The sequence below is a fragment of the Kitasatospora sp. NPDC088264 genome, from assembly GCF_040685715.1.
In the GTDB taxonomy this organism is placed as follows: domain Bacteria; phylum Actinomycetota; class Actinomycetes; order Streptomycetales; family Streptomycetaceae; genus Kitasatospora.
On the sequence record NZ_JBFBIR010000011.1, the window covers coordinates 123,558 to 149,820 of the forward strand.

A 26,263-nucleotide genomic window follows, 5' to 3' on the forward strand; every position below is an offset into this window, starting at 1 on the left:
GAGAAGATGAGTGTCCAGCAGAGCACGGAGTCCGGCGAGAGCGGTGGAACCGGGGAGCGCGGTGCGGTGGGTGCGCCCGAAGTCCCGGGCGCGGCGGGGGCCTTCGGGGCCTCCGGCGGCGGATCCGGCCGGGCCGGCGGTGGTTCCGGCGGCGGCGACGGCAGCGGCGGCAGCGGTCCGACCGGTGGGGCCGACGGGACCGGCGGTGTGGAGCCGGACGCCAAGAGCGGGCGGAAGAAGCGCCCGTTCTGGCAGGAGCTCCCGATTCTGCTGGTGATCGCCCTGCTGCTCTCGCTCGGCATCAAGACCTTCTTCGTCCAGGCCTTCTCGATCCCCTCCGGTTCGATGGAGCAGACCCTGGCGATCGGCGACCGGGTGCTGGTCGACAAGTTGACGCCGTGGTTCGGTGCCGAGCCCGAGCGTGGCGAGGTGGTGGTCTTCCGTGATCCGGGCGGCTGGCTGGAGAGCGTGCCGACGCACGCGGACGGCTCGGTCATGAGCTCGGTCCAGAAGGTGCTGAGCACCGTCGGCCTGATGCCTTCGGCGGACGAGAAGGACCTGATCAAGCGGGTGATCGCGGTCGGCGGGGACACCGTCGAGTGCAAGGCGGGAAGCCCGCTGAAGGTGAACGGCGTCGCGCTGGACGAGCCGTACCTGTTCCCCGGCTCGGCGCCCTGCGACCAGGACCCGGTGGGCACCGTCACCGTCCCCAAGGGCAAGCTCTGGGTGATGGGCGACCACCGCAACAACTCGCGGGACTCCCGCCCGCACCACAACGAGACCGGTGACGGCTTCGTGCCGGTGGGGAACGTGATCGGCCGGGCGTTCGTCGTCGCGTGGCCGCTCACGGACTGGTCCACCCTGCCCGTCCCGGACACCTTCGGCAAGGTGCCGGCGGGCGCGGCCGCGCCGGTGCAGGCGCCGTCGGCGCCGGACGCGCTCGGGCTGGCCGCCGTCGTGCCGTTCGCCCTGTGGCGCCGCCGCCGTGGCGCGCGCCGGAGCCGCCGCTGAGCCGGGTGAGGGCTTCGGCGGAACTCCTCCCGTCCTTCTCTACACGCCTGTAGAGTTTCCGGGGTGAGCTGCACGCCTGGTCGCGTGGCCGCCCGACCGGGGAGGCCGCGCGCCGGGGTCGGGTCGGGAGGCGGAACCGTGGTGGAGAGTCGGCGCAGTCCTGTGGCCGTCGGGGAACCGGCGGACCCGGACGTCCAGTGGGTGTACCAGCCGGTCGAGGTGGACCTCGGCGACGGCACCTGGGCGTCCGGGCGGATCAGCGGCTGGTGGCAGGACTCCGCCGGGCAGCGGTGGTGCCGGTTGCGGGTGAGTCGCAGCGGGCGGCCGGCGGGCTGGGAGCGGTTCGATCCGGCGCGGGTCCTGCTGCTGCCGGTCGCCGGGCTCTGAAGAGACGTCGGCCGGTTTCGACGAGACCGGTTCCGATCGGACCGGAACCGGCCTGATCGGTACCGGCATGATCGGAACCGGACTGGTGGGCCCGGACGTCCCTCGGTGCGGCGATCGCGAGGCGTTGTCCATAAGAGATTCACAAAATATGACGGCATGTGCGATTCTGTGCAGCGCCCCCGTGACCCGCCCCATCCGTGTCGGCACCTTGGGGGGCCCGGGGACTGCCGACATGCCACTTCATCGACCGGGGACGACGTGAGTTCCGAGATCTACTTCAGCAGCAACTACCGCGACCTGTGCGAGCAGCACGGCACCGGCGCGGGCTTCCAGTTCGAGTTCTCCTGCTACCGCTGCTCCGACACCTGGCGCTCGTCGTTCGAGGCGTTCACCACCGGTCAGGTGGCGGGCTGGATCGGCAAGGGCGTCAGCGCCGCCTGGAACCTCATCGGCGGCAACGCCAACACCATCAGCAACGCCGCCGACGGCCTGGCCGGCCACACCTGGGGCAACGCGCGCGACGCCGCCTTCCAGCGCGCGATCACCAACGCCCAGGTGCACTTCAACCGCTGCGCCCGCTGCACCCACTACGTCTGCGGCCGCTGCTTCGACCCGGGCCAGGGCCTGTGCCACAACTGCGCCCCGGACACGGCGGCCGAGGCGATGGCGGCGCAGCGGCGCGGCCTCAACGACATGGTGTCCGACCGCTCCTACCAGCAGGGCCAGCAGTCCGGCGCCGAGTTCGACGTGCGGACGCCGCGCCAGCTCGTCTGCCCGCAGTGCTCGGCGGAGACGCACGGCACGCCGTTCTGCCCGGGCTGCGGCCACCGGCTCGCCCAGCCGACCCAGTGCGGCCAGTGCCACCAGGACATCCCGGAGGGCGCCGCGTTCTGCCCGTCCTGCGGCACCAGGCGCTGACCCCGCAGGCCTCGTAGACCTCGCAGGCCCAGCACGCCCCGCGCACCTCGCGACGGCGGGGCGCCTCCGGATCGGGATCCGCAGGCGCCCCGCCGTCGTCGTGCGTCCCGTCCGGGTCAGCCGTACGACACGTTGGCGCACGGGTCGTCGTCGGCCGACCGGGCGGCGTTGGCGACGCTGCTGGGCACCGGGGCCGGAGCGGCCGGGGCGCCGGCCGACGCGGAGGCGGCCGGGTCGGCGGCACCGGCCGGATTGGCGGCGGCGAAGTCGTGACCGAGCACCACGCTGACACCCTTGCCGCCGGCCTGGACGGTGGCACCCGGGAACAGCTTCGCGACCGCGTCGGCCGCGGCGCGCTCGCCCGCGCCGTACTCGACGACCGTGGTGGAGCGCGGCTTGCCGGTCGCGTTGCCGACGCTGGTCACGGTGTAGCCGGCGCCCTTGACAGCCTCCGCGGCCTTGCCGCCGAGCCCGGTCGCGCCGGTGCCGTTGAGCACGGCGACCTTCACGTCGGCGGGCTTGGCCTCGCCGCCCTTGGCGTCCGGCACGGGGGTGGTGGCGGTGGGGCTGGGGGTGGCCTCGGCGGCGGGGGTACCCGGCGCGGCGGAGTCCGCGGCGGTGGCGCTGGCGTCCTGGCCGTCCAGGGTGCGGTCGGCCTTGAGCGCGGCCCAGAGCTGGTCCGCGTCGGGGTGGACGAGGGCGACTCGCGGGCCCTCGTAACGCCACGGCGCCGTCACGAACTTGACGTCGTGCAGGTTGACGTCCTTGAGCGACATGGCGAAGGAGAGCAGCTTGGCCGCCGAGCCGAGGTCGGGGTCGACGGTGAGCGACTTGGTCGCGGCGTCGGCGAGCGGCAGCAGGGTGGTCGGGTCCATGCCGCGGGACTTGACCTCCTTGATGAGCGAGGAGAGGAAGGCCTGCTGACGCTTGGTGCGGCCGATGTCGGAGCCGTCGCCGATGCCGTGCCGCACTCGGACGAAGTCGAGCGCGGACTGGCCCTCCACCTTCTGCTTGCCCTTGGGGAAGACCAGCTTGCCCTTCTTGCCCAGGTTCGGGTTCAGATCGCCCTCGTGGATGTCGTTCGGCAGGCAGACCTCGACGCCGCCGACCGCCTTCGTCATCGAGGCGAAGCCGTTGAAGTCCACCACGATGGTGTGGTCGACCCGCAGGTTGGTGAGCTTCTCGACGGCGTTCTGGGTGCAGGCCGGGTTGCCCTGGTCGCTGTCGCCCACCGAGAAGGCGCTGTTGAACATCACATTGGTCTGCTCCTTGGTCCACTTGCCGTTCGGGAGCTTGCACGGCGGGATGGTGACCAGGGAGTCGCGGGGGATGGAGATGCCGACGGCGTGCTTGTGGTCGGCGTAGACGTGCAGCAGGATCGCGGTGTCCGAGCGGGCGCCGCCGTCCCCGCCGCCGCCCAGGTCGCTGTTGCCGTTGCCGCGGCTGTCCGAGCCGATCAGCAGGACGTTGACCGGGGTACGGCCCTGGGCGTCCGGGGCCGCGGCGGCCGGCCGGTCCTTGCTGAGGGCATCGCCGTCGAAGGTGGTGAGGTTGCTGTTCAGGCGGTAGTAGACGGCGCAGCCGCCGAGGACGAGGAGGGCGGTGCAGCCGGCCGTCACCCAGAGCACCTTCTCCTTGGTGCTGCGCTTGGCCTTCGGCTTCGCCCGGCTCGTGCGGCCCGCCTGGCCGGCCCCGCCTGCCTGGCCGGCCCCGCCCGCCTGACCGGTCCTGCGTGCCTGACCGGTCCGGCCGGCCTGGCCGCCGTCCGCCGGGCGGCCCTCCGCGGTGCGGCCGTCGGGTATGCGGCCGTCGGGTATGCGGCCCTCCGGCGAGCCGCCGGTTGCCCGGCGCGGCGATTTTCCGGCTCCGGGGGAACCCCTGCGACCAGACACGTCGTCATCCTCCACAGTTGCCACGAAACCCCCGTCGAACCGGCGGGCGTGCGTGACCGGGGCCGGAGCCGATCCGGGCAGGCCCGTCGCTAAACTTTTACACCGCTGTAGAAACTCAGTGGAGCATACTAGGCGCAGATGAGAAAACCACCTGGTCAGACCAGCGGATCCGGTCGGCCAGGCTCCTCCGCGCTGCTCAGAACCCGTACGAGGAGCACGATGACTCACCGGATCGCATGTTCGATAGCCGGCGCCCTGGTGGCACTGCTGGCCGCCGTCGGCCTCACCGCCGCGGCGTCGAGCGCGACGGCGACGGCCGCACCCCGGCCCGTCGCGGCCGCCGCCACCACCGTTTCCGTCACCGGCTCCGGCCCGGCCGCCCCGGCGGCGGGCCCGGCCGTCTCCGTCAGCACCCGGAGCGGTCAGACCGCGCCGGCCGCCCACCTCGCGGCCAAGGACGAGAAGAAGAAGTCGGGCTTCTTCGCCAAGCTCGGCAAGTTCCTGATCGTCGTGGTCATCCTGATCATCCTGTTCTTCGTGCTGCTGATCGTCGGCATCGTCTACGCCGCGAAGCGGATCTTCGGCCGCCGCAAGTGAGCCGTGGTGGCCCGCCCCGGCGCCGCAGCGGCACCGGGGCGGGCCACCCGGGCGCGATTGGCCCTGGGCGCGGCGTGCGACCGGCCCGACGATGGGCGGCATGAGCGACTACCTCGGCCACCGGGCCCCCGACGGACAGCAGGCTTCTGGCGGACAGCAGACCCCCGACGGACACCGGGCTCCGGACGGACACCGGGCCCCCGGCGCGCTGCGCCCCGAGAGCCGGATCGTCCACCCGCCTCTCGCGGACATCACCGGCAGCCGCCCGATGGGCGTGCCACTGCACCAGAGCCACCTCTTCGCCTTCGACACCAGCGACGCGCTCACCCAGGCCTTCAGCGGCCCGGGCGGGGCCTTCTTCTACAACCGCTACGGCAACCCGACCGTCCGCTCGCTGGAGACGGCGGTGGCCGACCTCGAAGGCGGCGCCGGTGCGATCGCCACCGCCTCCGGCATGGGCGCGATCAACACCGTCCTGCTCGCCCTGCTGCGCTCCGGCGACCACGTGATCGCCCAGCGAAGCCTGTACGGCGGTACCTTCGCCGTGCTCGCCGACCTCGCCGAGCGCTGGGGGGTGGAGGTCACCCACGTCGGGGGCGACGACCCGGCCGAGGTCGAGGCGGCCCTGCGGCCCACCACCCGGCTGCTGCACCTGGAGACCATCTCCAACCCCACCACCAGGGTCACCGACCTGCCCGGGCTGATCGGCGTCGCCAAGCGGGCCGGGGTGGTCAGCGTCGTGGACAACACCTTCGCGACGCCGCTGCTCTGCCGGCCGATCGAGTACGGCGCGGACGTCGTCATCCACTCGGCCACCAAGTACCTCGGCGGCCACTCGGACGTCCTGGCCGGCGTCGCCGTTCTCGCGGACGCCGAACTGCACCGCAAGGTCTGGCACTACGCCATCGAACTCGGCGCCGCCGTCGACCCGTTCGCCGCCTGGCTGACCCTGCGCGGCCTCCAGACCCTCGCCCTGCGGGTCCGCCGGCACTGTGAGAGCGCCCTCGACCTGGCCGGTCGCCTCGCCGCCCACCCCGCGGTCGGGGCCGTCCACTACCCGGGCCTGCCCGGGCACCCCGACCACGACCTCGCCCGCCGGCTCCTGCCCGACGGCCACGGCGGCGTCCTGGCCTTCGACCTCGTCGGCGGCCGCGAGGCGGCCCGCACCTTCACCGAGTCCGTCCGCCTGGCCGCCCTCGCCCCCTCCCTCGGCGGCGTGCACACCCTCGTGCTCCACCCGGCCAGCACCTCCCACCGCCAGCTCGACGACGCCGAGTTGGCCGCCGCCGGGATCGGCCCGGGGACGGTGCGGGTGTCGGTGGGCATCGAGCACCCCGAGGACCTGTGGGCGGACGTGGAGGGTGCGCTGGCGAAGGTGTGACGGCCGCCCGACCGGCGCCGCCGGGCTGTCGACCGGTTGCGTGCGCGTGCACCTAAATGTATGGTGCGTGCGCACGCACACACTTTTCCCCGGAGAAGCCGGGGAGATCCGAGGAGAGACTTCCATGGACACCGACGCCGCCCCGATCGTCCTCATCACCGGCACCTCCTCCGGGATCGGCCTCGCCGCCGCCGTGGCCGCCGCCCGCGCCGGGTACGGCGTCGTCGCCACCATGCGCGACACCGGACGGGCCGAGGCCCTGCGGCGCACCGCCGCCGAGGCGGGCGTCGACGGGCGGATCGACGTCGAGCAGCTGGACGTCACCGATCCGGCCTCCGTCACCGCCTGCCTGGAGGCCGTCCTCGCCCGGCACGGCCGGCTCGACGCGGTGGTCAACAACGCGGGCGCCGGCCACGTCGGCACGATCGAGCAGGACGGGACGGCGCCGGTGCGGGCCGCCATGGAGGTGAACTTCTTCGGTGTGGTCGAGGTCACCCGGGCCGCACTGCCGCACCTGCGGGCCTCCGGCGGCCGGGTCGTCACCGTGACCAGCGTCGGTGGTGTGGTCGGGCAGCCCTTCAACGAGGCGTACTGCGCCGCCAAGTTCGCCGTCGAGGGCTTCATGGAGTCGCTGGCGCCGGTCGCCGCCACCGTCGGCGTGCACGTCACCGTCGTCGAACCGGGCGCCGTCGCCAGCGAGTTCATCGGCAACCAGGCCATCGACCTGCCCGCGCTGACCGCCGCGGCCGGCCCGTACGCCCCCGCCCTGCGGGCCTATGTCGACCGCACGCAGAAGGCCTTCGCCCAGGCCCAGACCCCGGAGCAGGCGGCCGCCCCGATCGTCGCGGCCCTCACCGCCGAGCGGCCGCCGCTGCGGGTGCAGACCTCCGAGGCGGCCCGGGCCTTCGCCGGCACCAAGCTGGCCGACCTGGACGGCTCGGCGGTGCGGCGGATGACGGGCGGCTGGGTGGTCTGACGAGTCCGGCCCGGGTCTGACACGCCCGACGGGCCCGACAGGTCCGACGGGCCTGGTGGTCCTGACGGGCCCGAGGGTCCTGCTCGGGGCGGCGCGGGGCCGGCAGGCGGGGTGGGAACGGAATGATCACCGGTCATACTTGGGCGGCGGCACCCGACACCGGACGCCGCGGGCCGTGCCGGCACCACCCGGCGCAGCCCGCCCGCCAGCCTTCCCGCCCAGACCGGAGGAACCGATGAGCAGCCACCTGCCGACCCACCGCCCGGCGGCCGGGGCCCCGGCAGTGCCGTGGAACCGGCAGCGGCTGCGCAGCAACAACGAATGGCTGCTGCTCGAACTGCTGCGCACCGGCGGCGGCTCCTCGCGCGCCCAACTCGCCCGGGACACCGGCCTGTCCAAGCCCACCGTGTCCGCCGCCCTGGCCGCCCTGGAGCAGGCCGGGCTGGTCCGCGAGGCCGGTCGGCTGGCCCCCGAGCGCGGCCGCACCGCGGTGCTGTACGAGGTCGACCCGGCCGCCGGGCACGTGCTCGGCGTGGACATCGGGCGGGCCAGGCTGCGGGTCGCCGTCGCGGACCTCGCCGGGACGGTCGTCGCCCGCCGCGACGTGGCCAACCGGGGCCGCTCGGCGAACGCCGTCGCCGACGCCGTGGTCGCCGCCGCCCACGAGGCCATCGACGAGGCGGGCCTGGCCGCCGACGACATCGTGCACGCGGTGATCGGCACCCCGGGCGTGTGGGACGAGCAGCGGCGCGGCGTGCGCTACGCCACCAGCCTGCCCGGCTGGGGCCGGCCCGGTCTGTTCGACCGGATCGGGGAGGGCCTGGGCGTGGCCGTCACCGTCGCCAATGACGCCAACCTGGCCGCGCTCGGCGAGTACACCCTCGGCGCAGGCCGGGGCAGCCGGATGTTCGCCTACCTGCTGGTCGGCACCGGCCTGGGCGTCGGCGTGGTCAAGGACGGCGAACTGCTGCTCGGCGCACACGGCGCACTGGGCGAGATCGGCCTGGTGCCGCTGCCCGCCCGCCCCGGTGAGCCTCCGGCGACCATCGAGCAGGAGGCCGCCGCGGACGCCGTGGTGCGCACCGCCCAGGACCTCGGGCTGGGCGGCGCCCCCACGGCCAAACAGGTCTTCGAACGAGCCCGGGCCGGCGACCCGGCGGCGGTCCGGGCCGTCGGCCATGAGGCCGGCCAACTCGCCTACGCCGTCGCCGTGTTGTCCGCCGTACTGGACCCGGACCTGGTGGTCCTCGGCGGCGGCATAGGCAACAGCGCGGACCTGCTCCTGGAACCGCTGGAGCAGGCCCTGCACCGGATCGCCCCGATGCGTCCGACGCTCGCGCCGAGCCTGCTGGGGGAGGAGGCCGTCCTCCTCGGTGCGGTCGCCACCGCCCTGGAGACCGCGCGCCCCGAGGTGTTCGAGCGCCGGACGGCGGGGCTGCCTTAGGTCCTGTCCTCACGGCGGCCCGTGGTTCGGCGAGCGGTTCGGCCGGCGGCTCGCCCGGGTGCCCGGCTGCTCAGCCGCTCAGCCGGCGGCCAGGGTGAGGCCGTAGGCGCTCAGGATCGGGTTGACGGGCTGGAAGTAGGTCTCGCCGCCCGAGGTGCAGTCGCCGGAGCCGCCGGAGGTGACGCCCTGCGCCTGGTTGCCGGAGATGAACGACCCGCCCGAGTCGCCGGGTTCGGCGCACACGCTGGTGCGGGTGACGCCGTAGACGCTGCCCTCCTGGTAGGTGACGGTGGCGTTGACCTCCTCGACGGTGCCGCAGTGCCAGCCCGTCGTGGAGCCGGAGCGGCAGACCGAGGACCCGACGGGCTGCTCGGTCGAGCCGGCGACCGTCACCGCGCCGCCCGCGTAGTCGTTCACCTGCGGCTGCGCCGTCCAGCCCGGGCCGGCCTGCACCCAGGAGTAGTCGTTGCCGGGGAAGGTCGAGCCCTGGAAGGTGCCGATCGAACTGCCGTCGGAGGCCGTCGCGTTGGAACCGGGCTGCCCGCAGTGTCCGGCGCTGACGAAGCCGGGCCGGCCGTTCTGGGTGACGGGGAATCCGATCGAACACCGGGCGGCGTTGTCGATGTAGTACGCGTCGCCGCCGTGCAGGTCGGCCAGCGGCCGGGGCGTGGCGGTGGCCCGCTCGACCCGGACCAGCGCGCGGTCCACCCCGGAGCGGCGCAGGAAGTCCTCGGTCCGGGCGGCGTCGGAGGACCGGACCACGACGGCGTTGGTGCGGACGTCCACGGACCAGAACGGCGTGGCGGTGGGTGTGGCGGCCCGGGCCGCCCGGTCGAGCGCGGCCTTCGCCCGGTCGAGGGCGGCCAGGGCGTTGCGGACGACGGTGGCCCGGCCGCCGTGCGCGGTGATCGTCCGGGCGACGGAGGCGTCCGTGGTGGCGACCACCAGGGCGGCGTCCGGCCCCTCGACCCAGGCCCCGGCCCAGCGGGAGCCCAGGGCGGCGGCGAGCGCGGTCCGAACCCGGGCGGCCCGGCTCTCCCCGGCCAGCCGGTCGGCGGCGGCTTGCGGGGAGAGTCCGAGGTCGTGCTGGAGCGCGGGGAGCAGCGCGGACGGGGCCGGGGCGGTCCGGGCCGCGGGGGAAGCGAGGGCGGCGACTGTGGACGGGTCGTCAGCGGGCGCGCTGACGGCGGGGGCGGCGGTCAGGGCGACGCCCGCGAGCGCGGTGGCGACCGCGAGCACACGGATGCGGAGCATGGGGGATCTCCTCGTTCGGCGTGGGGGTTGCCGGAACGGTAGCGATCCGCTGGCCATGTCAGGAACATGCCGAATTCCCCTGCGCTCCGGCGCTATACCCCTGTTGGGGCGGTCGGCGGTTCGGCGCAGCGTGACGGCGGACCGGAGGGCGGCGACGCTCGGTAGCCGGCAGATCTCGATCTGCCAACGAGTGGGAGATCCGTGCGCGGATCGTGTGCGAGCTCTGCTTGAATCGCACACCTCATCCAAACGGAACGGAGCGTTCTCCACCCATGCCTTCACGCATACGCGGGCGTCGGTGCGCCGGCCTGGCCGGCTTCGCCGGACTCGTCCTCACCGTCGGTCTGGCGCTGACCGGTTGCGACCCGTCGGCCGCCGACGGCGGAGCCAAGGCCTCGCCCCCGGTGACCGCCCCGGCGGCCGCCACCACCCAGTCGACCCCGCCGGCCGCACCGCCTGCGGCGCCGCCCGCCGCGTCCCCGGCCGGCACGCCGCCGTCGGCGTCGGACCCCGCGCCGAGCACGCCGACCGCCCCCGCAGCGGCGGCCCCCAGCACCCACGCGCCGTCGCCCACCCCGAAGGCGCCGCAGCCGAAGACCACCACGGCCCAGCCGCCGACCGCCCCGGAGCCGCAGCACACCGCGGCGGCCGGCGGTGCGGAGTGCGAGCTCCGCTCGAACGCGGGGAACTGCTACGCGGCCGGGCAGTTCTGCCGCAACGCCGATCTCGGCAAGAGCACCCATGACGCCAACGGGGGAATGATCTACTGCCGGATGGTCAGCGGCAAGCCGCACTGGCAGGCCTGAGCGAGGCCGACCGGGTGCGGGGGATGAACGCCTCGGCCCCCCTGCGACCGGTCGGCCCGTCGGCCCGTCGGCGTGACCCGGGAGACCCCGGACCCTAGTCGAGCTGTCCGAGGGTGTCCCAGAACAGGTGCTCGTACGCCTGGAGCAGTCGGCCGTACTCGCGGGCCACGGCCAGGGTCGGCCCGTCCAGCGGATCCGGCCCGAGGGCGTCGGCGGCCTGCTGTTCGAGCGCGGGAGCGGGCTGGGCGAAGAAGTACCCCAGTGACCACCCCCACCCGCGCCCCCTGGATACCCGGAGGCGGCAGCGCCCTGGGGTGGGGTCTGCGTAACCCCTGCCCGGTCGGCGTCGGGCCCGCCGGAACCGACCGGGTGCAGTGGTGGGTGGTCTGGTGCCTTCAGTGCGGTGACCGGTACGCCGGGCGCCCCGCCCAGGTCGGCGACGACCACGGCCACCGTGACGACGCCCGCCACGCCGCCCGCCTCCATGCCGACGACCACGAAGCCGACTTCAGCCGGGTCGTCGCCGCCGAGCGCACCCGGGGCCCGCGAGCAGTCCGGGTGGACCAGCAGGGTGTACAGCCTCGTCGCGGCGGCCAGCCTGCACCCCAGCGAAGGCGGCGTGTGGTGGGACGGCACCGGCTACCGCCTCGTCCCCGCCGGGGCCCGGCTCGACGCCAAGGGCCGCCGGGTACGGCGGAAGGTGGTCGAGCTGGTCATCGCCGCCGGGTTTCTCCAGCAGGAGGAGAACGGCGACGTCGTCGCCACAGCGGACGGCCGCGCCATGCTCACCATCTGGCGGCACCACCGCACCGACCTCGCCGAGCTCTGGCCAGCCCGCGCGGAGCCCCAGGCCCTACCCCCGCTGCCCGGCGGCCACGAAGCCGCCCGCCGCCGGGAAGCCGCCCGCCAGCGCCTCGCGGAGCTGGAACGCCAGGCCGCCCAGAGCCGGGCCGAGTTCCTGCGGCGTCGTGAGGAGGCCGAGCAGCAGCACCAGGCCGAGCTGGAGGCCGCCCGCCATCGCAGCGCCGACGAGCAGGCCGAGCGCGAGCGCGCGGAGCGGGCCCGCACCGGTGCGGACATCGGCCTCACGTGGTCCGCGGTGGGTGCCGGCCGCTGGAGCGTCACCGGTGCCGGCCATGACCGCCGCCTGGACGCCACCCTCAACACCACTGACTTCGCGGCGGAGATGTACGAGATCCGGGAGGACGGCTACTTCATCTCCCGCCACCGCTACGAGCACCAGGCCGAGGCCGCCGTCCGGCAACTGCTCGCCGACGGCGTCGAAATCGGCGAGCGGACACCAGAGCCCACCCCCGCCCCACCCACCCAGTCGGCCGTCGACAGCCCCGCCGGCCGATGGCACCAGGCCCCACCCCCACCCACCCGAACGGAAGGCACCATCCCTGAGCATTCACCCCGACAACGTCCTGGCCGAGGGCCGATGGAATCCGCGGTGCTTCGAACTCGACTACGAGGGCCGCAGAGGCCACTACCGGGTCGTACGGGGCCTCGGCGAACAGATCGGCACCGTGGAAAAGCACGGAGGCGTCTGGATGCCCAAGGACACCGCCGGAGCCTGGGTCGGGGCAGCCGCCGGCCGACGCGGCTACCTCACCCGCCGGGTCGCGGCCATCGAGCTGTCCATCACCGTCCCGCTCCCGCCGCCGGAGGAAGAGGAGAAGTACCGAGTGGACCCAGGGCCCGCCCCCTCCTGAGCGCGGCCCTCGCCATGCAAACCTTAAGGCGCCAACCCTGCCCGCTTCGCCATAGCGAGCAGACCGGGCTTAGAGCGTTGGTGCATGACGATCAGCACCCGTAGCACCTCGCGACCCATCGGGTGTATCTGTGCCATCTGCGGAGCGACGGCATGGGCGGCGTTGAGAGCTTCCTCGGCACCGGCGTAGTCGCGCACGGCCAACCGGGCGCGCGCAACGTCGATGTACAACCGGCCTAGGCGGTTTGGCTTCAGCCCGGCTGGTGGGGATGCGATCAGTGAACCGGACATCTGGACAGCGCGGTCGGGGGCGTCGAGTTCGACGTGGGACGCCAGCTCGTACAGTGCGGTGTTTCCCCGGCCGAACGTCAGATGGTGCTGAACCAGGTCCCTGCCGTCCGGAAGCGTCTCGGCCAGGGTCCATGCGTGCCGCAGATGGTCACGGGTGGCGTTGGCATCCTTGGCTCTCGACGCCAGCACGACGCCGCGCAGATGGAGAGAGCCGAGGTGGATGGTCCGAAAGGGGCCACTCGCGGGTACGGCCTCGTAGCGGCTGATAGCCCTCTCGATGATGGCCAACCCGTCCTCATACTGGCCAGCAGACTGGTATGTACCCGCCTCATTCCACGCTGCTGCTGCCTCGGCAGACGGGTTCCAGGTCTGCTGCGCGGCCCACATCTGGCGAGACACGATCATGTCGGCAAGATCGGGTTGTGCGAGTCGGTGTGCAACCGTGTACGCGCAGCTGTACACATCCGCGACGTAGCCCCATGCCGTCGCCTCGCCTCGGGAGTCGAGAGCGGAGGCGGTCGTTTGGCCGAGGAGCGCGGGCAGCATCCGCAGCAATTCCAGGTACTGCGTACTGGCCCTCAGGTCAGCGGCGGTCTGAACGGCCACAGTGGTCTCGGCTGGGGAGAGCGGACTCTCTCGCGGAAGGGTGTGGCGACGAACAGTGTTCCGAAGCTCGTTGAGCAGGTCCGTCTGCTCGGTCGGGCCGACGAAGGGATTCCCGTAAACGCGGGCGGTGGTGACGTGGAGAACCCGAGCGACGGCAGCCACCACCGCAGGGGTCGCAGGCCTGAGCCCAGTTTCAATCTTGGAAAGGTAAGAGAGCGTGATGCCGGCTTCCCGGGCGAGTTTGGCCTGACTCAGGCCGCGCGCTTTCCGGAGTACCGCGATGTTCTCGCCAGCTGACGGTGCTGTGTTCCCCATGCAATCAATCATCCCAACTCGACAGCTAGATGATGGCACATCAGGTTCCGCAAGGGTTGTTGTGCAAGTTTTGTGTTAACTGATCTTGGTCATCCGCCGTTGAATGATTGCAGTCAGTAAGCAAGTCATCACCTTCTAGCCCTCGGGCGGCTCCTGGCCGGCACTCGCGTACCGGCCGGGGGGCAGCCCGATGCGGTCTCCGTGCACACAGGCCGGGATTCCCTCCCGGCTGTACCGGAAGCTGTCGGCCGGGTTGAACGGGTACTCCGCGCTGGGGTGTTCGAGCACATCGAACGCCTCATCGGGGAGCCGAAGGCTGGGGCAGATCCAGCATGCATCGTGATCGTCGTCGTTGGTGATGAACGGCTCGGCGGACATGAACGCAGAGTAGCGATCGAGACACCGGAGCGCACAAGCCCAGGTGTCGCAGGAGTTCCGAGGGCCGCCCCCATACACAGCCGCCCGCGGTGAAGGAGGACCGGCCGATGGCGCGACGCACCCCCAAGCGTGAGTACCGAGAGGTCGTAACCGGGCCCTCGAAGTCCGAGTTGCAGCAGGCCCCCGCCGGCTGGAACCCGCTGGACGACTACAGGGCGGCGAACGCGGCCGACCGGGCCCCGTCCGTGGGTGCTTTCCTTCAAATCGCCGCCGTGCGGTCGTCGTGCTCCTGTGTCAACTGCGTTGCCCGCAGGGGCACTGCATGAGTTCCCGATGGAGAGGTGCAACTGTGAAAGTCGGTGTGATCCAGGGCGACCCGGTCCGGCACCGCAAGGACGGATGGACGGGCACCGTCGCGGAGACCCCGAGCAGGCTCGCTAACCACGCCTGGGTGAACCGGGACAGCTCCAGCGATCCCTACCCGGAAATGGTCCTGCTGGTGGACTTGGAGGCCGCGGATTGAACACGCTGCCGCCCTCCTGGCCTCCGGGCGAGGGGCGCGTCGTGGACCGGCCCGACGGCTACCGCGAGGGGACGTGCTGGGTCTGCTCCCGGGAGACGCTGGTCTGCGCGGGCACCTCGCTCCAGGCCCCCGGTGACCCCCAGAGCACCTGCCACCCGATCTGCAACGACTGCATCATCCGCGCCCGGACGCCCCACCGCCGTGCCGCGCTGCGGGCCGCGCTCGACAAGCGCCCGGCGTAGGTCCCGTGTCGAGACGAGGAGACCCCCGTGGACGACGGCCAGGACGACTACCGGGACACGGCCAGGAAGTCCGCCCGTGGGGACCCGACCCCCGTGACGGTCGCCGTCGCCTACACGGTTTCGCTGCTCGCGGCAAGACGGTGTACGCGGATCTGCGCCTCGGTCGGCGGCCTCGAAGCCGCCGACCCCTAAAGCTCCCAGCCCAGTTGGATGGGGAAGTCCTCTGGGCTGGGCTCCACCGGGAATCCCCGGTGGAACGTTGCACCACCTGGCAGGAAGGAACAGAGAGATGAGCGTGAACGAGCCCATCGTCACGGCCGACGAGGACGACGACGTGGCTGTCACCGTGATCGGCGACGCGGCGGCCCTCACCGTGGGCGGCACCTCCGACGGCGGCGAGGGCAAGCGGTACGTGTACCAGTACGCCGGCTGATCCGCCTTCTGCGGTGCGGCCCTTCGGGGCCGCACCGCTCCGCTTTCTGCCATTGATCTGCCAAGGGGAGGGCCACCATGGCTTTCGGGGGCTTCAGCGGCTCCGCAACGGGCACGCCACGCCCGTCAGGAGCGACACGGCTGCATCCGCAGTCGAGCGTATGGATGACCGGCATGACGCTGACTCAGCTCCACGTCACGGAGGGTGGACCGGCCCGTCGGCTGTTCGTCCTCGGGCTGAGCGGTGCGCGGCCGGCGGATCTGAAGGCGTTGGGCGCTGGGCCTCTGCCGACCGATCTGGCGTGGCGCTGGCCGGGGGCTTACGCCGTGGTGAGCGAGGCCGAACACGAAACTGTGATCTTCACCGACCCTGCTGCCGCGCAGCCGGTCTATGTCACCCGCTTCGGTTCGGGGTGGGCCTGGTCGTCGTCGGCGCGACTCCTCGCGGGGCTCAACAGGGCCCCTGTCGATACGCGGCGGCTCGTGACAGCGGTGTTCGCGCCGCTGCTCCCCGCTCTAGTTGCGGGCCGGTCGTACTTCTCCGGGGTCGAGCAGTTGCCGCCGGGCGCGCGTATCCGGCTCGCTCCGGGCACAGCACCTCAGATCACGAACCTGTGGCTGCCGCAGTCGGACATCGGACCCGAGCCGACCAGGCGCTTCCGGGTCGAGCTTGAGAAGGCGGTGGGCCTAGGACTGGGCGACGGCCCGTTCAGCACTGACCTGTCGGGCGGACTCGACTCATCGTCCATCACCCTCCTGGCAGCTCGCCGAACACCCGACAACGTGTGCGTCAACGCCGTCACGGTCCACCCTGAAGGGGACGAGTCGGGAGCAGACCTTCGATTCGCTCGGCTCGTGGCGAACTCGATGCCCGGCAGGATCGAACATCACCTACTGCCCACGCAACGCGGGCATCTGCCCTACACCGGGATCACCGACGTGCCCGCCGCTGATGAACCGGCCCCGTCCACGATGGCCTGGGCTGGGCTGCTTCGGCAGTTGGAGTGGATGGCCGAGCGATTCGACACCGCGCTTCATCTGACCGGTGACGGCGGGGACAGCGTCTGCTCGCAGCCGCCGGTCCATATCGCGGATCTGGTTCGACACCGGCAGTTCCAGGCCGCCTTCCACCAGGCCGCGGGCTGGGCCCGGCTTCGGCATCTTCCGCTTTCGAACATTCTCCGGCAGGCAGTCGCGTCGGCTCGACTCTCCCGGGCCGACGCACTGTCCGTACTTGCCGAACGGATCGTTCAAGGCTCGTCCTCGGCGGTCGGCACCGTTCACTGGTTCGCGCCCGTGCAGCTCCCTGCCTGGGCTGGTGCCGAGATCCTGCCGCAACTGCGGGGTGAGATTGAGCGGGTGGCCGCCGCTCCGGACCCGCTCGTGGGACTCGATGCCGGGGTCCGCACGGTTGTTGACGAGATTCGTGAGATAGCCCGGACGGCACAGGCGGATGCCGCGCTGGCGGAGGAAGTTGGTATCCGACTTCGCAACCCGTTCCTGGACGCCAGCGTGGTCAACTCCCTGCTGCGTGTCCCGCTCGAAGCCCGCCCATCCGTGTACGCCTACAAGCCGCAACTGGTGCGGGCGATGAGTGATCTGCTGCCGGCCCCGCTCGCCGCCCGCAGTACCAAGGGCTCGTTCAACGCCGACTTCTACACCGGCCGGCGGGAGAACCTGGATGCCCTGCTCGGCTTGGCGGACGGGTTCCTCTCCGCCCTCGGTCTGGTCGAGCCCAGGGCTCTTCGCCGCGTACTGAAGCAGGCCGCGATGGGCATGCCCGTGCCGATGGGGATTCTGGATCGGACACTCGCCGTCGAGGCATGGCTTCTGGCGCTTGACCGCGAGTCGGAGCCGCAATGGATCGAGGAAGTAGGAGACCGTGACTGACTCGCCTTCGTTCGTGAGCATGCCCCGCCATGTCCGTGGTCTGGACTTTGGGCACGCCGTTGTTCTGGTGAACTACTACAACGGCCAGGTCAGCACGCTCCCCGCGTCGGCCGGCACAGCTCTCCGTCACGCGGCGGAGTTCGGCAACGCCCAGCACATCCCGAAGCCGCTACTGAAGTCGCTGCTGGCGGCGGGCTTGCTGGTCGTGACTGACCGGCCCCGGCCGTGGCGGAGCGTCCGCGAGGTGGAGGCGCCGAAGGCAAGCTGGGGCGGCGACGAGTTCCGGGCCGGGCTGACTCCTCCCGTGCCCGTCCCGCGTACCCGGACACTGGCGGCGGCTACCGCCCTCTCGGTGGTCCACGCCATCAAGGCCGCAGGCCCGGAGCATGAGGCGATGGGCCGTGTTCTCAAGCTGGTTCACTCCGCCAGCACGACGGGGCGGAGAAGGCCGGCGACCGCCAGCGAAGCCGAACAGGCCGTCCACGCCGTACGTAGCGCGGGCTGGTACTCGCCCGGACGAACCAACTGCCTGGAGGAGTCGGCAGCCGCGATGCTGCTGCTCCAGCTCACGGGTAAGGCCGCGGTTTGGCGTCATGGCGTCGCGCCTGACCCGATACGGTTGCACGCCTGGATCGAGACCATGGACGGCACGCCCGTCGCCGAGTCCACGTCAGTTGGGCTGTTCACAGCGATTCTTAGCATCCCCGGAGCACACTATGTCCGTTGAACAGATGATCTGGCTTTCCGATGGCACCTGCGGGCTCGGCCCCCTTCGATCTGACCTGGCAGAGCAGTACTGGCGCTGGGAGGAGAACCCGAGTTCCCTGATCGGGTTCGGCCGCCCGGTTCCCGAGTCGCTGCAAAGCCGGACCCAGGGACTTCAGCAGCAGCTCGCCGGCAGGAACATCAGGTTCACGGTCTACGACCTCACGGACGCCGAGACCCCGGTGCCCAGCGGCATGACCACGCTCCAGCCCGACACCTACGCCCGCACCGCCGAATACATCCTCGTCATCGCGCCCGAGGCGCGCGGCAAGGGCCTCGCCACCCGAGCCACCCGGCTGACGCTGGACTTCGGGTTCCACGTCGCCAACCTTCGGTCCATCTGGCTCAAGGTGCTCGCGCCCAACAAGGCCGCCGTCCACGTCTACGAGAAGGCCGGCTTCAAGCACGTCGGCGCGATGCGCCAGGCCGGGTACTGGCGCGGCGCGGTGTGCGACGAGCTGATCATGGACGCGTTGGCCTCGGAGTTCTCGGGCCCCAGCGTCTTGGCATCGGCAGACTGACCGGCGAGTCCTGACCACCTCGCACCCCCGCCGCCCTCAACCCCCAGCGGCGGGCCCACCCCCGCCCTGCGGCTGCCCCCGCTGCCGCAGGGCGGAGGACTCTCCACCCTCCTCAGGAGTAGCCATGTGGGCCACCACCGAACAAGACCGGCAGGCCATGCTCAGGGCACTCGTGATCGCCGCGCTGCCGGCCATCGCCCTCCGGTACGCCTCCGGCGTCGGCGTCAGAAGGCTCGCGACGGTTTACGGGTGCGATTCCAACTGGCTCCAGGCCCAGATGATCAAGGCCGGGTACCGCGTCCGGCCGCTTGAGGAAGCAACCGGTCTGCGCCCCGCACCCTGGCCGTGGATGCCTATCAGCATGCCAGGGCGGAAGACGATGCCCTGATTGGGCGCCCCGCTCAAACCGGAGCCTCCAAGCTCACGCGACGAGCGCGTAGCTGGTGAGCTGTGCGTGTTTCCGCAGGCCAGGGGTTAAGTCTACGTCTGTATACTTACTCCAGGCCGCGAAGTTGGCGACCAGCGCGGCGGCCGCGGCGGCGGGCTCGCCGTTCAGTGCGAGCCAGGCGAGGTAGGCGAGCCAGGCGAGGTAGGCCGGGTAGGCCTGGCAGCCGGCCAGTGGTGGCCGGGTGGCGAGTTCGTCCGGGCCGAGGCCGCAGGCGGCGGCGAGGCCGGGCAGGGTGCGCAGCGCGGCGCTCTCGCCCCGGCGAGGGCGGCGAACCAGGCGCTCACCGGAAGGTCGGCGCTGCGGGTGGCGAGCAGCAGCAGGCTGCGCCGGTCGGAGGCGATGATCCGGTGCTGCTGGGCGGCGAGTTCGGCCAGGGCCGAGCGGGGCGCCGTGCCGTCGGCGAGCGCCGTGACGAGTGCCGGGGCGGCGTCGCCGGGCGCCAACTCGGCGCGCAGGTCGCGGATCTGGTCGAGGATCGGGTGGTTCACCGGTGCCTCCGTGGTGCGGTTCGGTCCCGGTGCCATTCCTACCGCCTGGCGGGGCCCGGTCGGTGGCGACAGGCCGGGGCGGGCCCCGGGTTGCTCCCGGCCCCGCGGGTGCGGGGCCGGGAGCGGGCGGTGCGGTCGGTGGCTCAGGACCCGGCGCAGGCGCTGGTCACGTCGCCGGCGGCGTCGGTGATCGCCCCGATGTCGGGCATCTTGCCCTTGGAGACGTTGTCCTGGGCGCTGGAGACGGCCTTGTTCAGCTTGTCGGTGGCCTTGTCGAGCTTGTCCCCACTGTTGTGGTCGCGGAGCTTCTTGATGTCGTCGCCGACCTTCTTCAGGGCGTCGGAGGTGTGTTTGCGGCGATCCTGGTCGGTGAGTTGGCCGACGTTGATGGCCGATGAGGCGAGGTCCTGGATGTCGCCGGTGATGCTGACGGCCTGTTTGCCGCAGTCGAGTGCCTGGTCGACGTCCTTGCATGCGCTGAGCAGTGGAGCGGTGGCGAGCAGCGCGAGTGCGGCGGCGGCCAGTCGGTACGGTTTCCTTGTCATGTCTGTATCCCTCCCGCCGGCAACAACGCCTGATCGCCCGCTCGTGGTTCCGCCCGATCGGGTGAATCATGGGTGAACCTTTACTGTCGGCCAGGAAAGGGAGTTGATGGAACATCAGATTCCGGACTCGACTTCGCCGACTTCACGTCAGGGGTGCTGCCCATGACGTGAAGTCGGCCGGGACTGCTACCGGTTGGCCGGTCCGGAGAGGTCGCGCACCAGTCCGGCGAGGGTCGGGGTGTCGACCCCGTGTGCGGCGGCGGCCCGCAGGACGGCGCCGCCGATGGCGTCCAGTTCGATCGGACGGCCTGCCTCCACGTCGCGCTGCATCGAGGACTTCATCGACCCGGGCACCCGGTCGAAGGCGGCGAGCAGTGCCTGTGCGTCCGCCGGGGCGCCCGCCGCGCCGGAGACGGCCGCGATCTCGTCGAGGACGGTGAGCAGTTCGGACCGGTGCTCGGTGCGTACGACGCCGACCTCGCTGCGGTGGCGGGTGGTGAGCAGCGCGAACGGGGCGAGGAAGGAGAGCTTGCTCCAGAGCATCGCGGTCTCGTCCTCGCGAAGCGTGACATCGAGGCCGGTGCGCCGCAGCTGCTCGGCCAAGTCCGCTGCCGTTCCGGCCAGTTCGAGCACGGTGAAGGGGCTGGTGTGCTCGATCCGCCCGGGCGCGGTCCGAGTGGCCTCGACCCGGATCGTGCCGGCCGCGACCTGCCCGGCCGGGTAGCGCTCGCGCAGCGCCGCGACGTGGTCGAGTCCGTTGAGCAGCGGCACCACGACGGCAGAGCCGAGGGCCTGCGGCGGCATCCGGTCGAGTGCGTCGGCCAGCGCCGTCTCCTTGACGGTCACGAACGCGGCGTCGACCGGCTCGCGCAGTTCGGTGGCGGCTTCGACCCGGGCGGTGAACTCGCCGAACTGCCCGCTGCGGACGTGCAGTCCGTCCCGGTTGAGGACGGCGGTGGTCTCCTCGCCGGCCAGGCAGATCACCCGGTGCCCGGCGCGCGCGAGCAGTCCGCCGATCAGGCCGCCGACGCCGCCCGGCCCGAGGACGGCGATGGTCAAGGGGGTGGTCGCGGAGGTGGACGCGGGGGTGGTGGTCATGTCGACTCCTGGTGAAGGGGTGAGGGGTGGGCTTCCGGGGCGGAGAGGGAGACGAGGCCGAAGGTGAACGGCGGTTCGTGGCGCGGCTTCCGCCCGCCGGCCGGGGTCCAGCGCACGGGGGTGTTTCGGCTGAGGCGCAGTGTGTCGTACCGGACGTTGCCGTGGGCGGGATCGGGGACGGGCAGACCCCCGGCGCGCAGCGCCTCGACCACCTCGTGGGCCGGCCGGCCGAAGACGTCGACGCCGTGGAGGCCGACCGGGCAGGCGGCCGCACCCTCCAGCGGTTCCACCGGGCGGCGCGAGAGGAAGACGGCCCGGAGGCGCTCGCCCGAGCCCGAGCAGAGGGTGACGCCGACCCCGGGCAGGGTGAAGTGCAGAGCCCAGCTGGAGCCGCAGACGAAGATGGGGCGCACACCGCCCGGGAGCGCCTCGTGGTGCGGGGCCAGCAGGCGGCGGACCGTCGCCTCGGTGAGGCCGAAGCGCAGTCCGGGCAGCGGCGCGGGCAGGCGGACGCCGTGGCCGGGCAGCAGGTCGATGGTCACCCGTTCATGATCCCTCGTCGGATGGGCGGCGCGGGGCCCGGGGGCGGGCGAGGCTCAGCTCGCGGGCGTACCGAGGCGGTGGCCCGAACCGCGTCCTGCCGTCGGGCGTCGCGGTCGGTGAGCGGCGGCACCGACTCTCCGGGCGGGAGGGGGCGGCGGTCCGGGCGCCCACCGTGCCGGTCAGCCGGCCGTCAGACCGTTCAGCGCGTCGGTGACCTGACGGGCGAGGGCGGGCGGCAGTGCGGCGTAGCCCAGCTGCGTCGCGGCCGGCTGGCCGGCGGCGCTCACCGCGTGGGAGAGCAGACCGGCCAGTGCCTGGGTCGGGCGGTTGCCGCGGTTGTCCGGTGCGTTGGTGTCGCAGAACACCGCGTAGCCGACCTGGACGAGCGGGTACGCGCCGGAGCCGGGGTTCGCGTAGTCGACGTCGACCGTCAGGCCGGCGCCCGTGCCGGTGACCTTGGCGCCGACCAGGGCGGCGGTGGCGGCCTCGGTGGTGGCGGCCACCGGGCCGGAGCCGGCGGACAGTTTCGCGGTCCGCAGCCCGTCGGCGTCCTTGAGCGGGAGGAAGGCGATCGCGCCGGACTTGCCGGTCACCGTCTGGCGGACGGCGCCGAGATCGCCGACCGCCAGACCGCCCGTCGCCTGGGCGGGCCAGGAGCGGGCGGCCGTCGGGTACGGCCAGGCGGCGGACGCGGCCTTGGCGAGGTAACGGGTGAAGCCGAGCGTGATCGGCGATTCGGCCGACGGGTGGACCGCGGTGATGGCCGAGTCGGGCAGCACCCGGCCGGGGTTGAGCGTCGCGATCGCGGGATCCCGCCAGCTGGTGATCTGGCCGTTGAAGATCCGGGCCACCGTCGGGGCGTCCAGTACCAGCGAGTCGAGCCCGGGGACGTTGTAGACGACCGCGATCGGCAGGGCGGCGAGCGGGAGTTGGGCGGGCCGGGCGGCCGTGCACCGCTTGCCGAGGCCGTCACCCTCGTCGCCCAGGGGCGCGTCGTCGAGGGTGACGGCGTCGACCTGGCCGGCGACGAACTGCTGGTCGGCGGTGCCGCCCAGGTCGGCGGTGGCCACGTTCGCGGTGGGGCACGCCTGGTGGTAGTCGGCCGTCCAACGGCTCATGACGGTCTTCAACGGCCCGTCTCCGCCCACGACGGCGCGGGCCGAGGGGCAGTCGGGCGGGCCGGACCGGCCTGTCTGACCGGGAGTGGACGGAGCCGAGGCGGCCGGGGGCAGGGCACCGGCACCGCCGCTGTCCTTCTCCTGCTGCCGCAGCAGGACGGCCGCGCCGCCGGCCGCGGCCAGCGCGACGGCGACCGCGACGACGAGCGCGGCCGTCCGGCGGCGTGGCCTGGGGACGACGGGGTCGGTCGGCGCCGGTATGACGGCGGGCCCGGCGGGCGGGGGGAGGGCGGGTGCGAGGGGTGCCGAGCGGACGTCCGGCTCGGTCGGTACGGGCGGCACGGCGGGCCGCTCCCACACGGTCGCGGGCCGGGTGTCGGGCGCGGCCGGGGGAGGCTCCACGCCCGCGACGGACCACGTCAGCAACGTCTCCAGGGTGGGCCGTCGGGTCGGCTCCTTGGCGAGGCAGGCCGCGACCATGGGGAGCAGCTCCGCCGCCAGCCCGGCGAGGTCCGGCTCCTCGTAGACGACCCGGAAGCCCACCGCGTGCGAGGAGTCCGCGCCGAACGGACCGCGCCCGGTGCCCGCGAAGGCCAGCACCGAACCGAGCGCGAACACGTCGGTGGCCGGGCTGGTGTCGCCGCGCCGGAACTGCTCCGGCGCCATGAACGGCGGTGTGCCGACGGCGACGCCGGTGCTGGTGAGCTGGGTGCCGTCCAGGGCGCGGGCGATGCCGAAGTCGATCACGCGGGGGCCGTCCTCCGCGAGCAGGACGTTGCCGGGCTTGAGGTCCCGGTGCACCAGCCCGGCACGATGGATGTCCCGCAGCGCCTCCGCGAGGCCCGTCGCCAGCCGCCGTACCTCCGGCGGGCTCAACGGGCCCTGCCGGGCGACCCGTTCGGCCAGCGAAGGGCCCGGGACGTACAGGGTGGCCAGCCAGGGCGACGGGGCGTCGGGGTCCGCGTCGACGACGGGTGCGGTGAACGCCCCGCTCACCCGGCGGGCGGCCTCGACCTCGTGTCGGAACCGGGCCCGGAACTCTTCGTCCCCGGCGAGCTCGGGGCGGATCACCTTGAGTGCCACCTGCCGCCCGGACAGCGACCGCGCGCGGTACACGACGCCCATCCCGCCCGCGCCGATCCGGCCCTCCAGCCGGTACCCGCCGATCTCGCGCGGATCGTTCTCCAGCAAGGTCACGTGACCCCCGTCCTCAGACACCCGTCCCCCGTCCCCCGGTCAAACGAGAGCCAGCCTAGTACCGCACCGGCGGGCGCCGTGACGGTGGCTCGGGTCGGTCGGTCGGTCGGTCGACCTCGACCTCGACGGTGCCGGGATGGGACCGGACCTCGACGGTGCCGGGGTGGGACGGGACCGCGACGGCCTCGACCCGACGTACGCGTCCTGGGTCCGGAGGTAGGGCCACCTGCGGGGTTCGGTTTTCCGAACCCCGAATTGGGGGGCCAGCCCAATCGATCGTGCGGCCGTTCATGCCCAGGATGGAGGGCATGAACGGGATGACGACAGCCGCCGCGGCGGCGAGCGGTGAGGTGGCGGGCGCGGCCCTGACCGGGGACGGGCTGCACCGGGAGTACGGGCGGGGCACGGCCGCCGTCCGGGCGTTGCGGGGGGTGTCCGTGGCCTTCGCGCCGGGGACGTTCACGGCGGTGATGGGGCCCTCGGGTTCCGGCAAGACGACGCTGATGCACTGCCTCGCCGGGATGGACCGCCCCACCCGGGGCACCGTCCGCTGGGGCGGGACGGAGGTGTCCCGGCTGCCCGAGCGGCGGCTCGCGCAGCTGCGCCGCACCAGGGTGGGGTTCGTGTTCCAGGCGTTCAACCTGATGCCCGCGATGACCGTCGCGCAGAACGTCGAGCTTCCCGGGCGGCTCGCGGGGGCGCGGCCGGACGGGGCGCAGGTGCGGGAGGCGCTCGCCAGGGTCGGCCTGTCAGGGCGGGAGCGGCACCGGCCCGGGCAGCTGTCCGGCGGCCAGCAGCAGCGGGTGGCGATCGCCCGGGCGCTGGTCGCGCGGCCGGCCGTGCTGTTCGCGGACGAGCCGACCGGCGCGCTCGACCGGGCGACCGGGCACGACGTCCTCGACCTGCTGCGTTCCGGTGTGGACGTGGACGGGCGGACGTGTGTGATGGTCACCCACGACCCGGTGGCCGCCGGCTACGCGGACCGGGTGCTGCTGCTGGCCGACGGGCTGCTGGTGGACGAGCTCGACCGGCCGACCGCCGCACAGGTCGGCGAGCGGTTGAGCCGGCTGGGCGGGGGAGCGCGATGAGCCCCGTCCTCTCCCTGGCGGCCGGTCAGATCCGGCGCCGACCGGCCGCCTTCGCCGGGCTGGCGGTGGCGCTGTTCCTGGCGGTGGCGACGGTGACGCTGTTCGGCTCGCTGGTCGCCGCCCAGGCCACGGCCCCCGCCGCGGTGGCTCGCCGGGCGGTGGCCGGGCCGGGCCTGCTGCTGATCGCGGGGGCGTTCGGTGAGATCGCCGTCCTGGTCGCGCTGTTCGTCGTGGTCAACGCGCTCGGCTTCACCCTCCGCCAGCAGCACCGCGACCTCGCCCTGCTGCGGACGGTCGCCGCGACACCCCGTCAGGTGCGTCGGCTGGTGCGGGCCCAGGTCGCGGAGACCGTCCTGCTGACAGCCGTGCCCGGCGGCGCGGCGGGCACCCTCGCCGCCCGGGGCTTCCTCGCCGCGCTCCGACGGCGCGGGCTGGCCGCGCCCGGCCTGCGGATCCCCGGGACGCCGGTGCCGATGCTGGTCGCACTGGCGGTGGCGCTGCTGGTCGGCCTGGCCGCCGCCGCCCTCGCCGCCCGACGGATCACCCGGCTCACCCCGGCCGCCGCGCTGACCGCCGACACCTCGGGCCAGCGGCGCACGGGCGTGCTGCGGGTGCTGGCCGGGCTGGCCGTCCTGGCGGGCGGGGTGCTGCTGCTGCGGCTCGCCGCCACCAGAGGGGCCGGTGAACTGGACAAGGCGGGGCGGGCGGCGATGCTCGGCTCGCTGGTGCTGCTGGTCGCCCTCGCCCTGCTCGGGCCGCTCGCCGCACGGGCCGTGGCCGCCGTGCTCGGCGCGCCAGTACGGGTGCTGGCCCCCGGGGCGGGCTGGCTCGCCGACGCCAACCTGCGCGGCTACGCGGCCCGGCTCTCCTCGGCCGTGGTGCCGGTCGCGCTCCTGGTCGGGCTGTCGGGCACCATGTTGATCATGACGAGCACCGCCGAGCACGTGGTCCGTACGACCGGCGCCGCGACCAGCGTCACCAAGGTGACGGACGTCTGGCTCCGGGAGGCGGAACTGGGGATGCTGGTCTGCTTCGCGGCCGTCTCCACCGTCAACACGCTGGTCGCCCTGACGGCCGACCGGTGGCGCGAGTTCGCGCTACTGCGCCTGGTCGGCGCGACCAGGCGGCAACTGCTGCGGATGCTGTCCGTCGAGGCGGCCCTCACCACGGCGGTCGGCGTGCTGCTGGGTGCGGCGGTGGCGGCCGTCGCCACGGGGGCGTTCGCCCGGGCGGTGACGGGGTCGGTGCTGCCGGTGGTGCCCGGCGCTGCGTGCGGCTGGGTGGTGGCGGGCGCGGCGGCGCTGACGGTACCGGGAATCCTGGGCGCCGGCCTGCGGGCGATCCGGGGGCGCGCGGTCGAGGCGGTCGGCGGTGAGCGGGGGTGAGCGGGGGTGG

At 73.0% G+C, this 26,263-nt stretch carries 30 protein-coding genes; 20 read left to right on the forward strand and 10 right to left on the reverse strand.

Features of this window, described 5'->3' with window-relative positions; translation table 11 throughout:
- The first annotated feature begins 6 nt into the window (after positions 1-6).
- The 3 genes from lepB to AB0O82_RS11965 all read left to right on the forward strand — a co-directional run bounded on the left by lepB (position 7) and on the right by AB0O82_RS11965 (position 2,316).
- Positions 7-1,011: a signal peptidase I gene (lepB, locus tag AB0O82_RS11955; RefSeq protein ID WP_363582681.1), complete on the forward strand. Its 1,005-nt coding sequence runs from the start codon at positions 7-9 to the stop codon at positions 1,009-1,011.
- Positions 1,012-1,173: 162 nt separating this feature from the next.
- The gene (locus AB0O82_RS11960) at positions 1,174-1,398 is read left to right on the forward strand and encodes a hypothetical protein (RefSeq protein ID WP_363582683.1); all 225 of its coding nucleotides are present in this window, start codon (positions 1,174-1,176) and stop codon (positions 1,396-1,398) included.
- A 258-nt stretch (positions 1,399-1,656) separates the two neighbouring features.
- A complete protein-coding gene (locus AB0O82_RS11965; RefSeq protein WP_363582685.1) occupies positions 1,657-2,316 on the forward strand; it encodes a zinc ribbon domain-containing protein in 660 nt (219 codons plus the stop codon).
- A 116-nt stretch (positions 2,317-2,432) separates the two neighbouring features.
- Here the strand turns inward: AB0O82_RS11965 and AB0O82_RS11970 are convergent, their stop codons facing one another.
- Positions 2,433-3,944, reverse strand: coding sequence for an LCP family protein (locus AB0O82_RS11970; RefSeq protein WP_363582775.1), 1,512 nt, complete (start codon positions 3,942-3,944; stop codon positions 2,433-2,435).
- Positions 3,945-4,427: 483 nt separating this feature from the next.
- Here AB0O82_RS11970 and AB0O82_RS11975 point away from each other — a divergent pair, with 483 nt between their 5' ends.
- The 4 genes from AB0O82_RS11975 (at position 4,428) to AB0O82_RS11990 (ending at position 8,606) form a co-directional block, all read left to right on the forward strand.
- Complete coding sequence (locus tag AB0O82_RS11975) at positions 4,428-4,805, forward strand: hypothetical protein (RefSeq protein ID WP_363582687.1); 378 nt, start codon at positions 4,428-4,430, stop codon at positions 4,803-4,805.
- 268 nt (positions 4,806-5,073) lie between these two features.
- Positions 5,074-6,186, forward strand: a complete 1,113-nt coding sequence (locus tag AB0O82_RS11980) for an aminotransferase class I/II-fold pyridoxal phosphate-dependent enzyme (RefSeq protein WP_363582777.1) — start codon at positions 5,074-5,076, stop codon at positions 6,184-6,186.
- Positions 6,187-6,310: 124 nt separating this feature from the next.
- Entirely contained in the window at positions 6,311-7,162 is an 852-nt protein-coding gene (locus AB0O82_RS11985) for an SDR family NAD(P)-dependent oxidoreductase (RefSeq protein WP_363582689.1), read from the forward strand.
- Positions 7,163-7,397: 235 nt separating this feature from the next.
- Positions 7,398-8,606 (forward strand): ROK family transcriptional regulator, encoded by a 1,209-nt coding sequence (locus AB0O82_RS11990; RefSeq protein ID WP_363582691.1) that lies wholly within the window; start codon positions 7,398-7,400, stop codon positions 8,604-8,606.
- 78 nt (positions 8,607-8,684) lie between these two features.
- On the opposite strand, the gene AB0O82_RS11995 is transcribed toward AB0O82_RS11990, so the two are convergent.
- Entirely contained in the window at positions 8,685-9,860 is a 1,176-nt protein-coding gene (locus AB0O82_RS11995) for a trypsin-like serine protease (RefSeq protein WP_363582693.1), read from the reverse strand.
- Positions 9,861-10,132: 272 nt separating this feature from the next.
- Between AB0O82_RS11995 and AB0O82_RS12000 the strand changes: the two genes are divergently transcribed.
- Positions 10,133-10,666 carry a hypothetical protein gene (locus tag AB0O82_RS12000; protein WP_363582695.1) on the forward strand — a complete coding sequence of 178 codons (534 nt, stop codon included), beginning with the start codon at positions 10,133-10,135 and terminating at the stop codon, positions 10,664-10,666.
- A gap of 127 nt (positions 10,667-10,793) precedes the next feature.
- On the forward strand, positions 10,794-10,931 hold the full coding sequence (locus AB0O82_RS12005) for a hypothetical protein (RefSeq protein WP_363582697.1): 138 nt from the start codon (positions 10,794-10,796) through the stop codon (positions 10,929-10,931).
- Positions 10,932-11,519: 588 nt separating this feature from the next.
- Here AB0O82_RS12005 and AB0O82_RS12010 read toward each other — a convergent pair.
- The gene (locus AB0O82_RS12010; RefSeq protein ID WP_363582699.1) at positions 11,520-11,804 is read right to left on the reverse strand and encodes a hypothetical protein; all 285 of its coding nucleotides are present in this window, start codon (positions 11,802-11,804) and stop codon (positions 11,520-11,522) included.
- 415 nt (positions 11,805-12,219) lie between these two features.
- Here AB0O82_RS12010 and AB0O82_RS12015 point away from each other — a divergent pair, with 415 nt between their 5' ends.
- Complete coding sequence (locus AB0O82_RS12015) at positions 12,220-12,381, forward strand: hypothetical protein (protein WP_363582701.1); 162 nt, start codon at positions 12,220-12,222, stop codon at positions 12,379-12,381.
- A 23-nt stretch (positions 12,382-12,404) separates the two neighbouring features.
- Here AB0O82_RS12015 and AB0O82_RS12020 read toward each other — a convergent pair whose 3' ends face one another.
- Both AB0O82_RS12020 and AB0O82_RS12025 read right to left on the reverse strand, forming a co-directional pair.
- Positions 12,405-13,592: a helix-turn-helix transcriptional regulator gene (locus AB0O82_RS12020; RefSeq protein ID WP_363582703.1), complete on the reverse strand. Its 1,188-nt coding sequence runs from the start codon at positions 13,590-13,592 to the stop codon at positions 12,405-12,407.
- Positions 13,593-13,727: 135 nt separating this feature from the next.
- Positions 13,728-13,970 (reverse strand): hypothetical protein, encoded by a 243-nt coding sequence (locus AB0O82_RS12025; protein ID WP_363582705.1) that lies wholly within the window; start codon positions 13,968-13,970, stop codon positions 13,728-13,730.
- Between the two features lie 349 nt (positions 13,971-14,319).
- On the opposite strand from AB0O82_RS12025, the gene AB0O82_RS12030 reads away from it, so the two are divergent.
- The 8 genes from AB0O82_RS12030 (at position 14,320) to AB0O82_RS12065 (ending at position 18,731) form a co-directional block, all read left to right on the forward strand.
- Complete coding sequence (locus tag AB0O82_RS12030; protein WP_363582707.1) at positions 14,320-14,493, forward strand: hypothetical protein; 174 nt, start codon at positions 14,320-14,322, stop codon at positions 14,491-14,493.
- Between the two features lie 41 nt (positions 14,494-14,534).
- The gene (locus tag AB0O82_RS12035) at positions 14,535-14,735 is read left to right on the forward strand and encodes a hypothetical protein (protein ID WP_363582709.1); all 201 of its coding nucleotides are present in this window, start codon (positions 14,535-14,537) and stop codon (positions 14,733-14,735) included.
- 27 nt (positions 14,736-14,762) lie between these two features.
- A complete protein-coding gene (locus tag AB0O82_RS12040) occupies positions 14,763-14,927 on the forward strand; it encodes a hypothetical protein (protein ID WP_363582711.1) in 165 nt (54 codons plus the stop codon).
- Between the two features lie 97 nt (positions 14,928-15,024).
- Positions 15,025-15,168: an albusnodin family lasso peptide gene (locus AB0O82_RS12045; RefSeq protein WP_363582713.1), complete on the forward strand. Its 144-nt coding sequence runs from the start codon at positions 15,025-15,027 to the stop codon at positions 15,166-15,168.
- A 77-nt stretch (positions 15,169-15,245) separates the two neighbouring features.
- The gene (locus tag AB0O82_RS12050; protein ID WP_363582715.1) at positions 15,246-17,057 is read left to right on the forward strand and encodes an albusnodin/ikarugamycin family macrolactam cyclase; all 1,812 of its coding nucleotides are present in this window, start codon (positions 15,246-15,248) and stop codon (positions 17,055-17,057) included.
- Positions 17,058-17,076: 19 nt separating this feature from the next.
- Positions 17,077-17,784 (forward strand): lasso peptide biosynthesis B2 protein, encoded by a 708-nt coding sequence (locus tag AB0O82_RS12055; RefSeq protein ID WP_363582779.1) that lies wholly within the window; start codon positions 17,077-17,079, stop codon positions 17,782-17,784.
- Positions 17,774-18,343, forward strand: a complete 570-nt coding sequence (locus tag AB0O82_RS12060; protein ID WP_363582717.1) for a GNAT family protein — start codon at positions 17,774-17,776, stop codon at positions 18,341-18,343. Before AB0O82_RS12055 ends, AB0O82_RS12060 begins: the two co-directional genes overlap by 11 nt.
- 124 nt (positions 18,344-18,467) lie before the next feature.
- Entirely contained in the window at positions 18,468-18,731 is a 264-nt protein-coding gene (locus AB0O82_RS12065; RefSeq protein ID WP_363582719.1) for a hypothetical protein, read from the forward strand.
- A 164-nt stretch (positions 18,732-18,895) separates the two neighbouring features.
- Here the strand turns inward: AB0O82_RS12065 and AB0O82_RS12070 are convergent, their stop codons facing one another.
- From AB0O82_RS12070 to AB0O82_RS12090, 5 genes are all read right to left on the reverse strand, one after another.
- Positions 18,896-19,279, reverse strand: coding sequence for a hypothetical protein (locus tag AB0O82_RS12070; RefSeq protein ID WP_363582721.1), 384 nt, complete (start codon positions 19,277-19,279; stop codon positions 18,896-18,898).
- Between the two features lie 143 nt (positions 19,280-19,422).
- Positions 19,423-19,824, reverse strand: coding sequence for a hypothetical protein (locus AB0O82_RS12075; RefSeq protein ID WP_363582723.1), 402 nt, complete (start codon positions 19,822-19,824; stop codon positions 19,423-19,425).
- 186 nt (positions 19,825-20,010) lie between these two features.
- The gene (locus AB0O82_RS12080) at positions 20,011-20,922 is read right to left on the reverse strand and encodes a 2-dehydropantoate 2-reductase (RefSeq protein WP_363582725.1); all 912 of its coding nucleotides are present in this window, start codon (positions 20,920-20,922) and stop codon (positions 20,011-20,013) included.
- Positions 20,919-21,464, reverse strand: a complete 546-nt coding sequence (locus AB0O82_RS12085; protein ID WP_363582727.1) for a hypothetical protein — start codon at positions 21,462-21,464, stop codon at positions 20,919-20,921. The genes AB0O82_RS12080 and AB0O82_RS12085 overlap by 4 nt, the downstream gene beginning before the upstream one ends.
- A 180-nt stretch (positions 21,465-21,644) precedes the next feature.
- Complete coding sequence (locus AB0O82_RS12090) at positions 21,645-23,780, reverse strand: serine/threonine-protein kinase (protein ID WP_363582729.1); 2,136 nt, start codon at positions 23,778-23,780, stop codon at positions 21,645-21,647.
- Positions 23,781-24,097: 317 nt separating this feature from the next.
- Between AB0O82_RS12090 and AB0O82_RS12095 the strand changes: the two genes are divergently transcribed.
- Together AB0O82_RS12095 and AB0O82_RS12100 are read left to right on the forward strand one after the other, a co-directional pair.
- Positions 24,098-24,868, forward strand: a complete 771-nt coding sequence (locus tag AB0O82_RS12095) for an ABC transporter ATP-binding protein (RefSeq protein ID WP_363582780.1) — start codon at positions 24,098-24,100, stop codon at positions 24,866-24,868.
- A complete protein-coding gene (locus AB0O82_RS12100; protein WP_363582731.1) occupies positions 24,865-26,253 on the forward strand; it encodes an FtsX-like permease family protein in 1,389 nt (462 codons plus the stop codon). Before AB0O82_RS12095 ends, AB0O82_RS12100 begins: the two co-directional genes overlap by 4 nt.
- Positions 26,254-26,263: the final 10 nt, after the last annotated feature.

Coding starts and splice junctions, on each gene's coding strand:
- AB0O82_RS12100 (WP_363582731.1), top strand. CDS start 24,865: ATGAGCCCCGTCCTCTCCCTGGCGGCCGGTCAGATCCGGCGCCGACCG.
- AB0O82_RS11975 (WP_363582687.1), top strand. CDS start 4,428: ATGACTCACCGGATCGCATGTTCGATAGCCGGCGCCCTGGTGGCACTG.
- AB0O82_RS12010 (WP_363582699.1), bottom strand. CDS start 11,804: ATGGCCGGCACCGGTGACGCTCCAGCGGCCGGCACCCACCGCGGACCA.
- lepB (WP_363582681.1), top strand. CDS start 7: ATGAGTGTCCAGCAGAGCACGGAGTCCGGCGAGAGCGGTGGAACCGGG.
- AB0O82_RS11985 (WP_363582689.1), top strand. CDS start 6,311: ATGGACACCGACGCCGCCCCGATCGTCCTCATCACCGGCACCTCCTCC.
- AB0O82_RS12015 (WP_363582701.1), top strand. CDS start 12,220: ATGCCCAAGGACACCGCCGGAGCCTGGGTCGGGGCAGCCGCCGGCCGA.
- AB0O82_RS12055 (WP_363582779.1), top strand. CDS start 17,077: ATGCCCCGCCATGTCCGTGGTCTGGACTTTGGGCACGCCGTTGTTCTG.
- AB0O82_RS11995 (WP_363582693.1), bottom strand. CDS start 9,860: ATGCTCCGCATCCGTGTGCTCGCGGTCGCCACCGCGCTCGCGGGCGTC.
- AB0O82_RS11980 (WP_363582777.1), top strand. CDS start 5,074: ATGGGCGTGCCACTGCACCAGAGCCACCTCTTCGCCTTCGACACCAGC.
- AB0O82_RS12045 (WP_363582713.1), top strand. CDS start 15,025: ATGAGCGTGAACGAGCCCATCGTCACGGCCGACGAGGACGACGACGTG.
- AB0O82_RS11990 (WP_363582691.1), top strand. CDS start 7,398: ATGAGCAGCCACCTGCCGACCCACCGCCCGGCGGCCGGGGCCCCGGCA.
- AB0O82_RS12000 (WP_363582695.1), top strand. CDS start 10,133: ATGCCTTCACGCATACGCGGGCGTCGGTGCGCCGGCCTGGCCGGCTTC.
- AB0O82_RS12095 (WP_363582780.1), top strand. CDS start 24,098: ATGACGACAGCCGCCGCGGCGGCGAGCGGTGAGGTGGCGGGCGCGGCC.
- AB0O82_RS12020 (WP_363582703.1), bottom strand. CDS start 13,592: ATGGGGAACACAGCACCGTCAGCTGGCGAGAACATCGCGGTACTCCGG.
- AB0O82_RS12080 (WP_363582725.1), bottom strand. CDS start 20,922: ATGACCACCACCCCCGCGTCCACCTCCGCGACCACCCCCTTGACCATC.
- AB0O82_RS12065 (WP_363582719.1), top strand. CDS start 18,468: ATGTGGGCCACCACCGAACAAGACCGGCAGGCCATGCTCAGGGCACTC.
- AB0O82_RS12075 (WP_363582723.1), bottom strand. CDS start 19,824: ATGACAAGGAAACCGTACCGACTGGCCGCCGCCGCACTCGCGCTGCTC.
- AB0O82_RS12060 (WP_363582717.1), top strand. CDS start 17,774: ATGTCCGTTGAACAGATGATCTGGCTTTCCGATGGCACCTGCGGGCTC.
- AB0O82_RS12050 (WP_363582715.1), top strand. CDS start 15,246: ATGGCTTTCGGGGGCTTCAGCGGCTCCGCAACGGGCACGCCACGCCCG.
- AB0O82_RS12025 (WP_363582705.1), bottom strand. CDS start 13,970: ATGTCCGCCGAGCCGTTCATCACCAACGACGACGATCACGATGCATGC.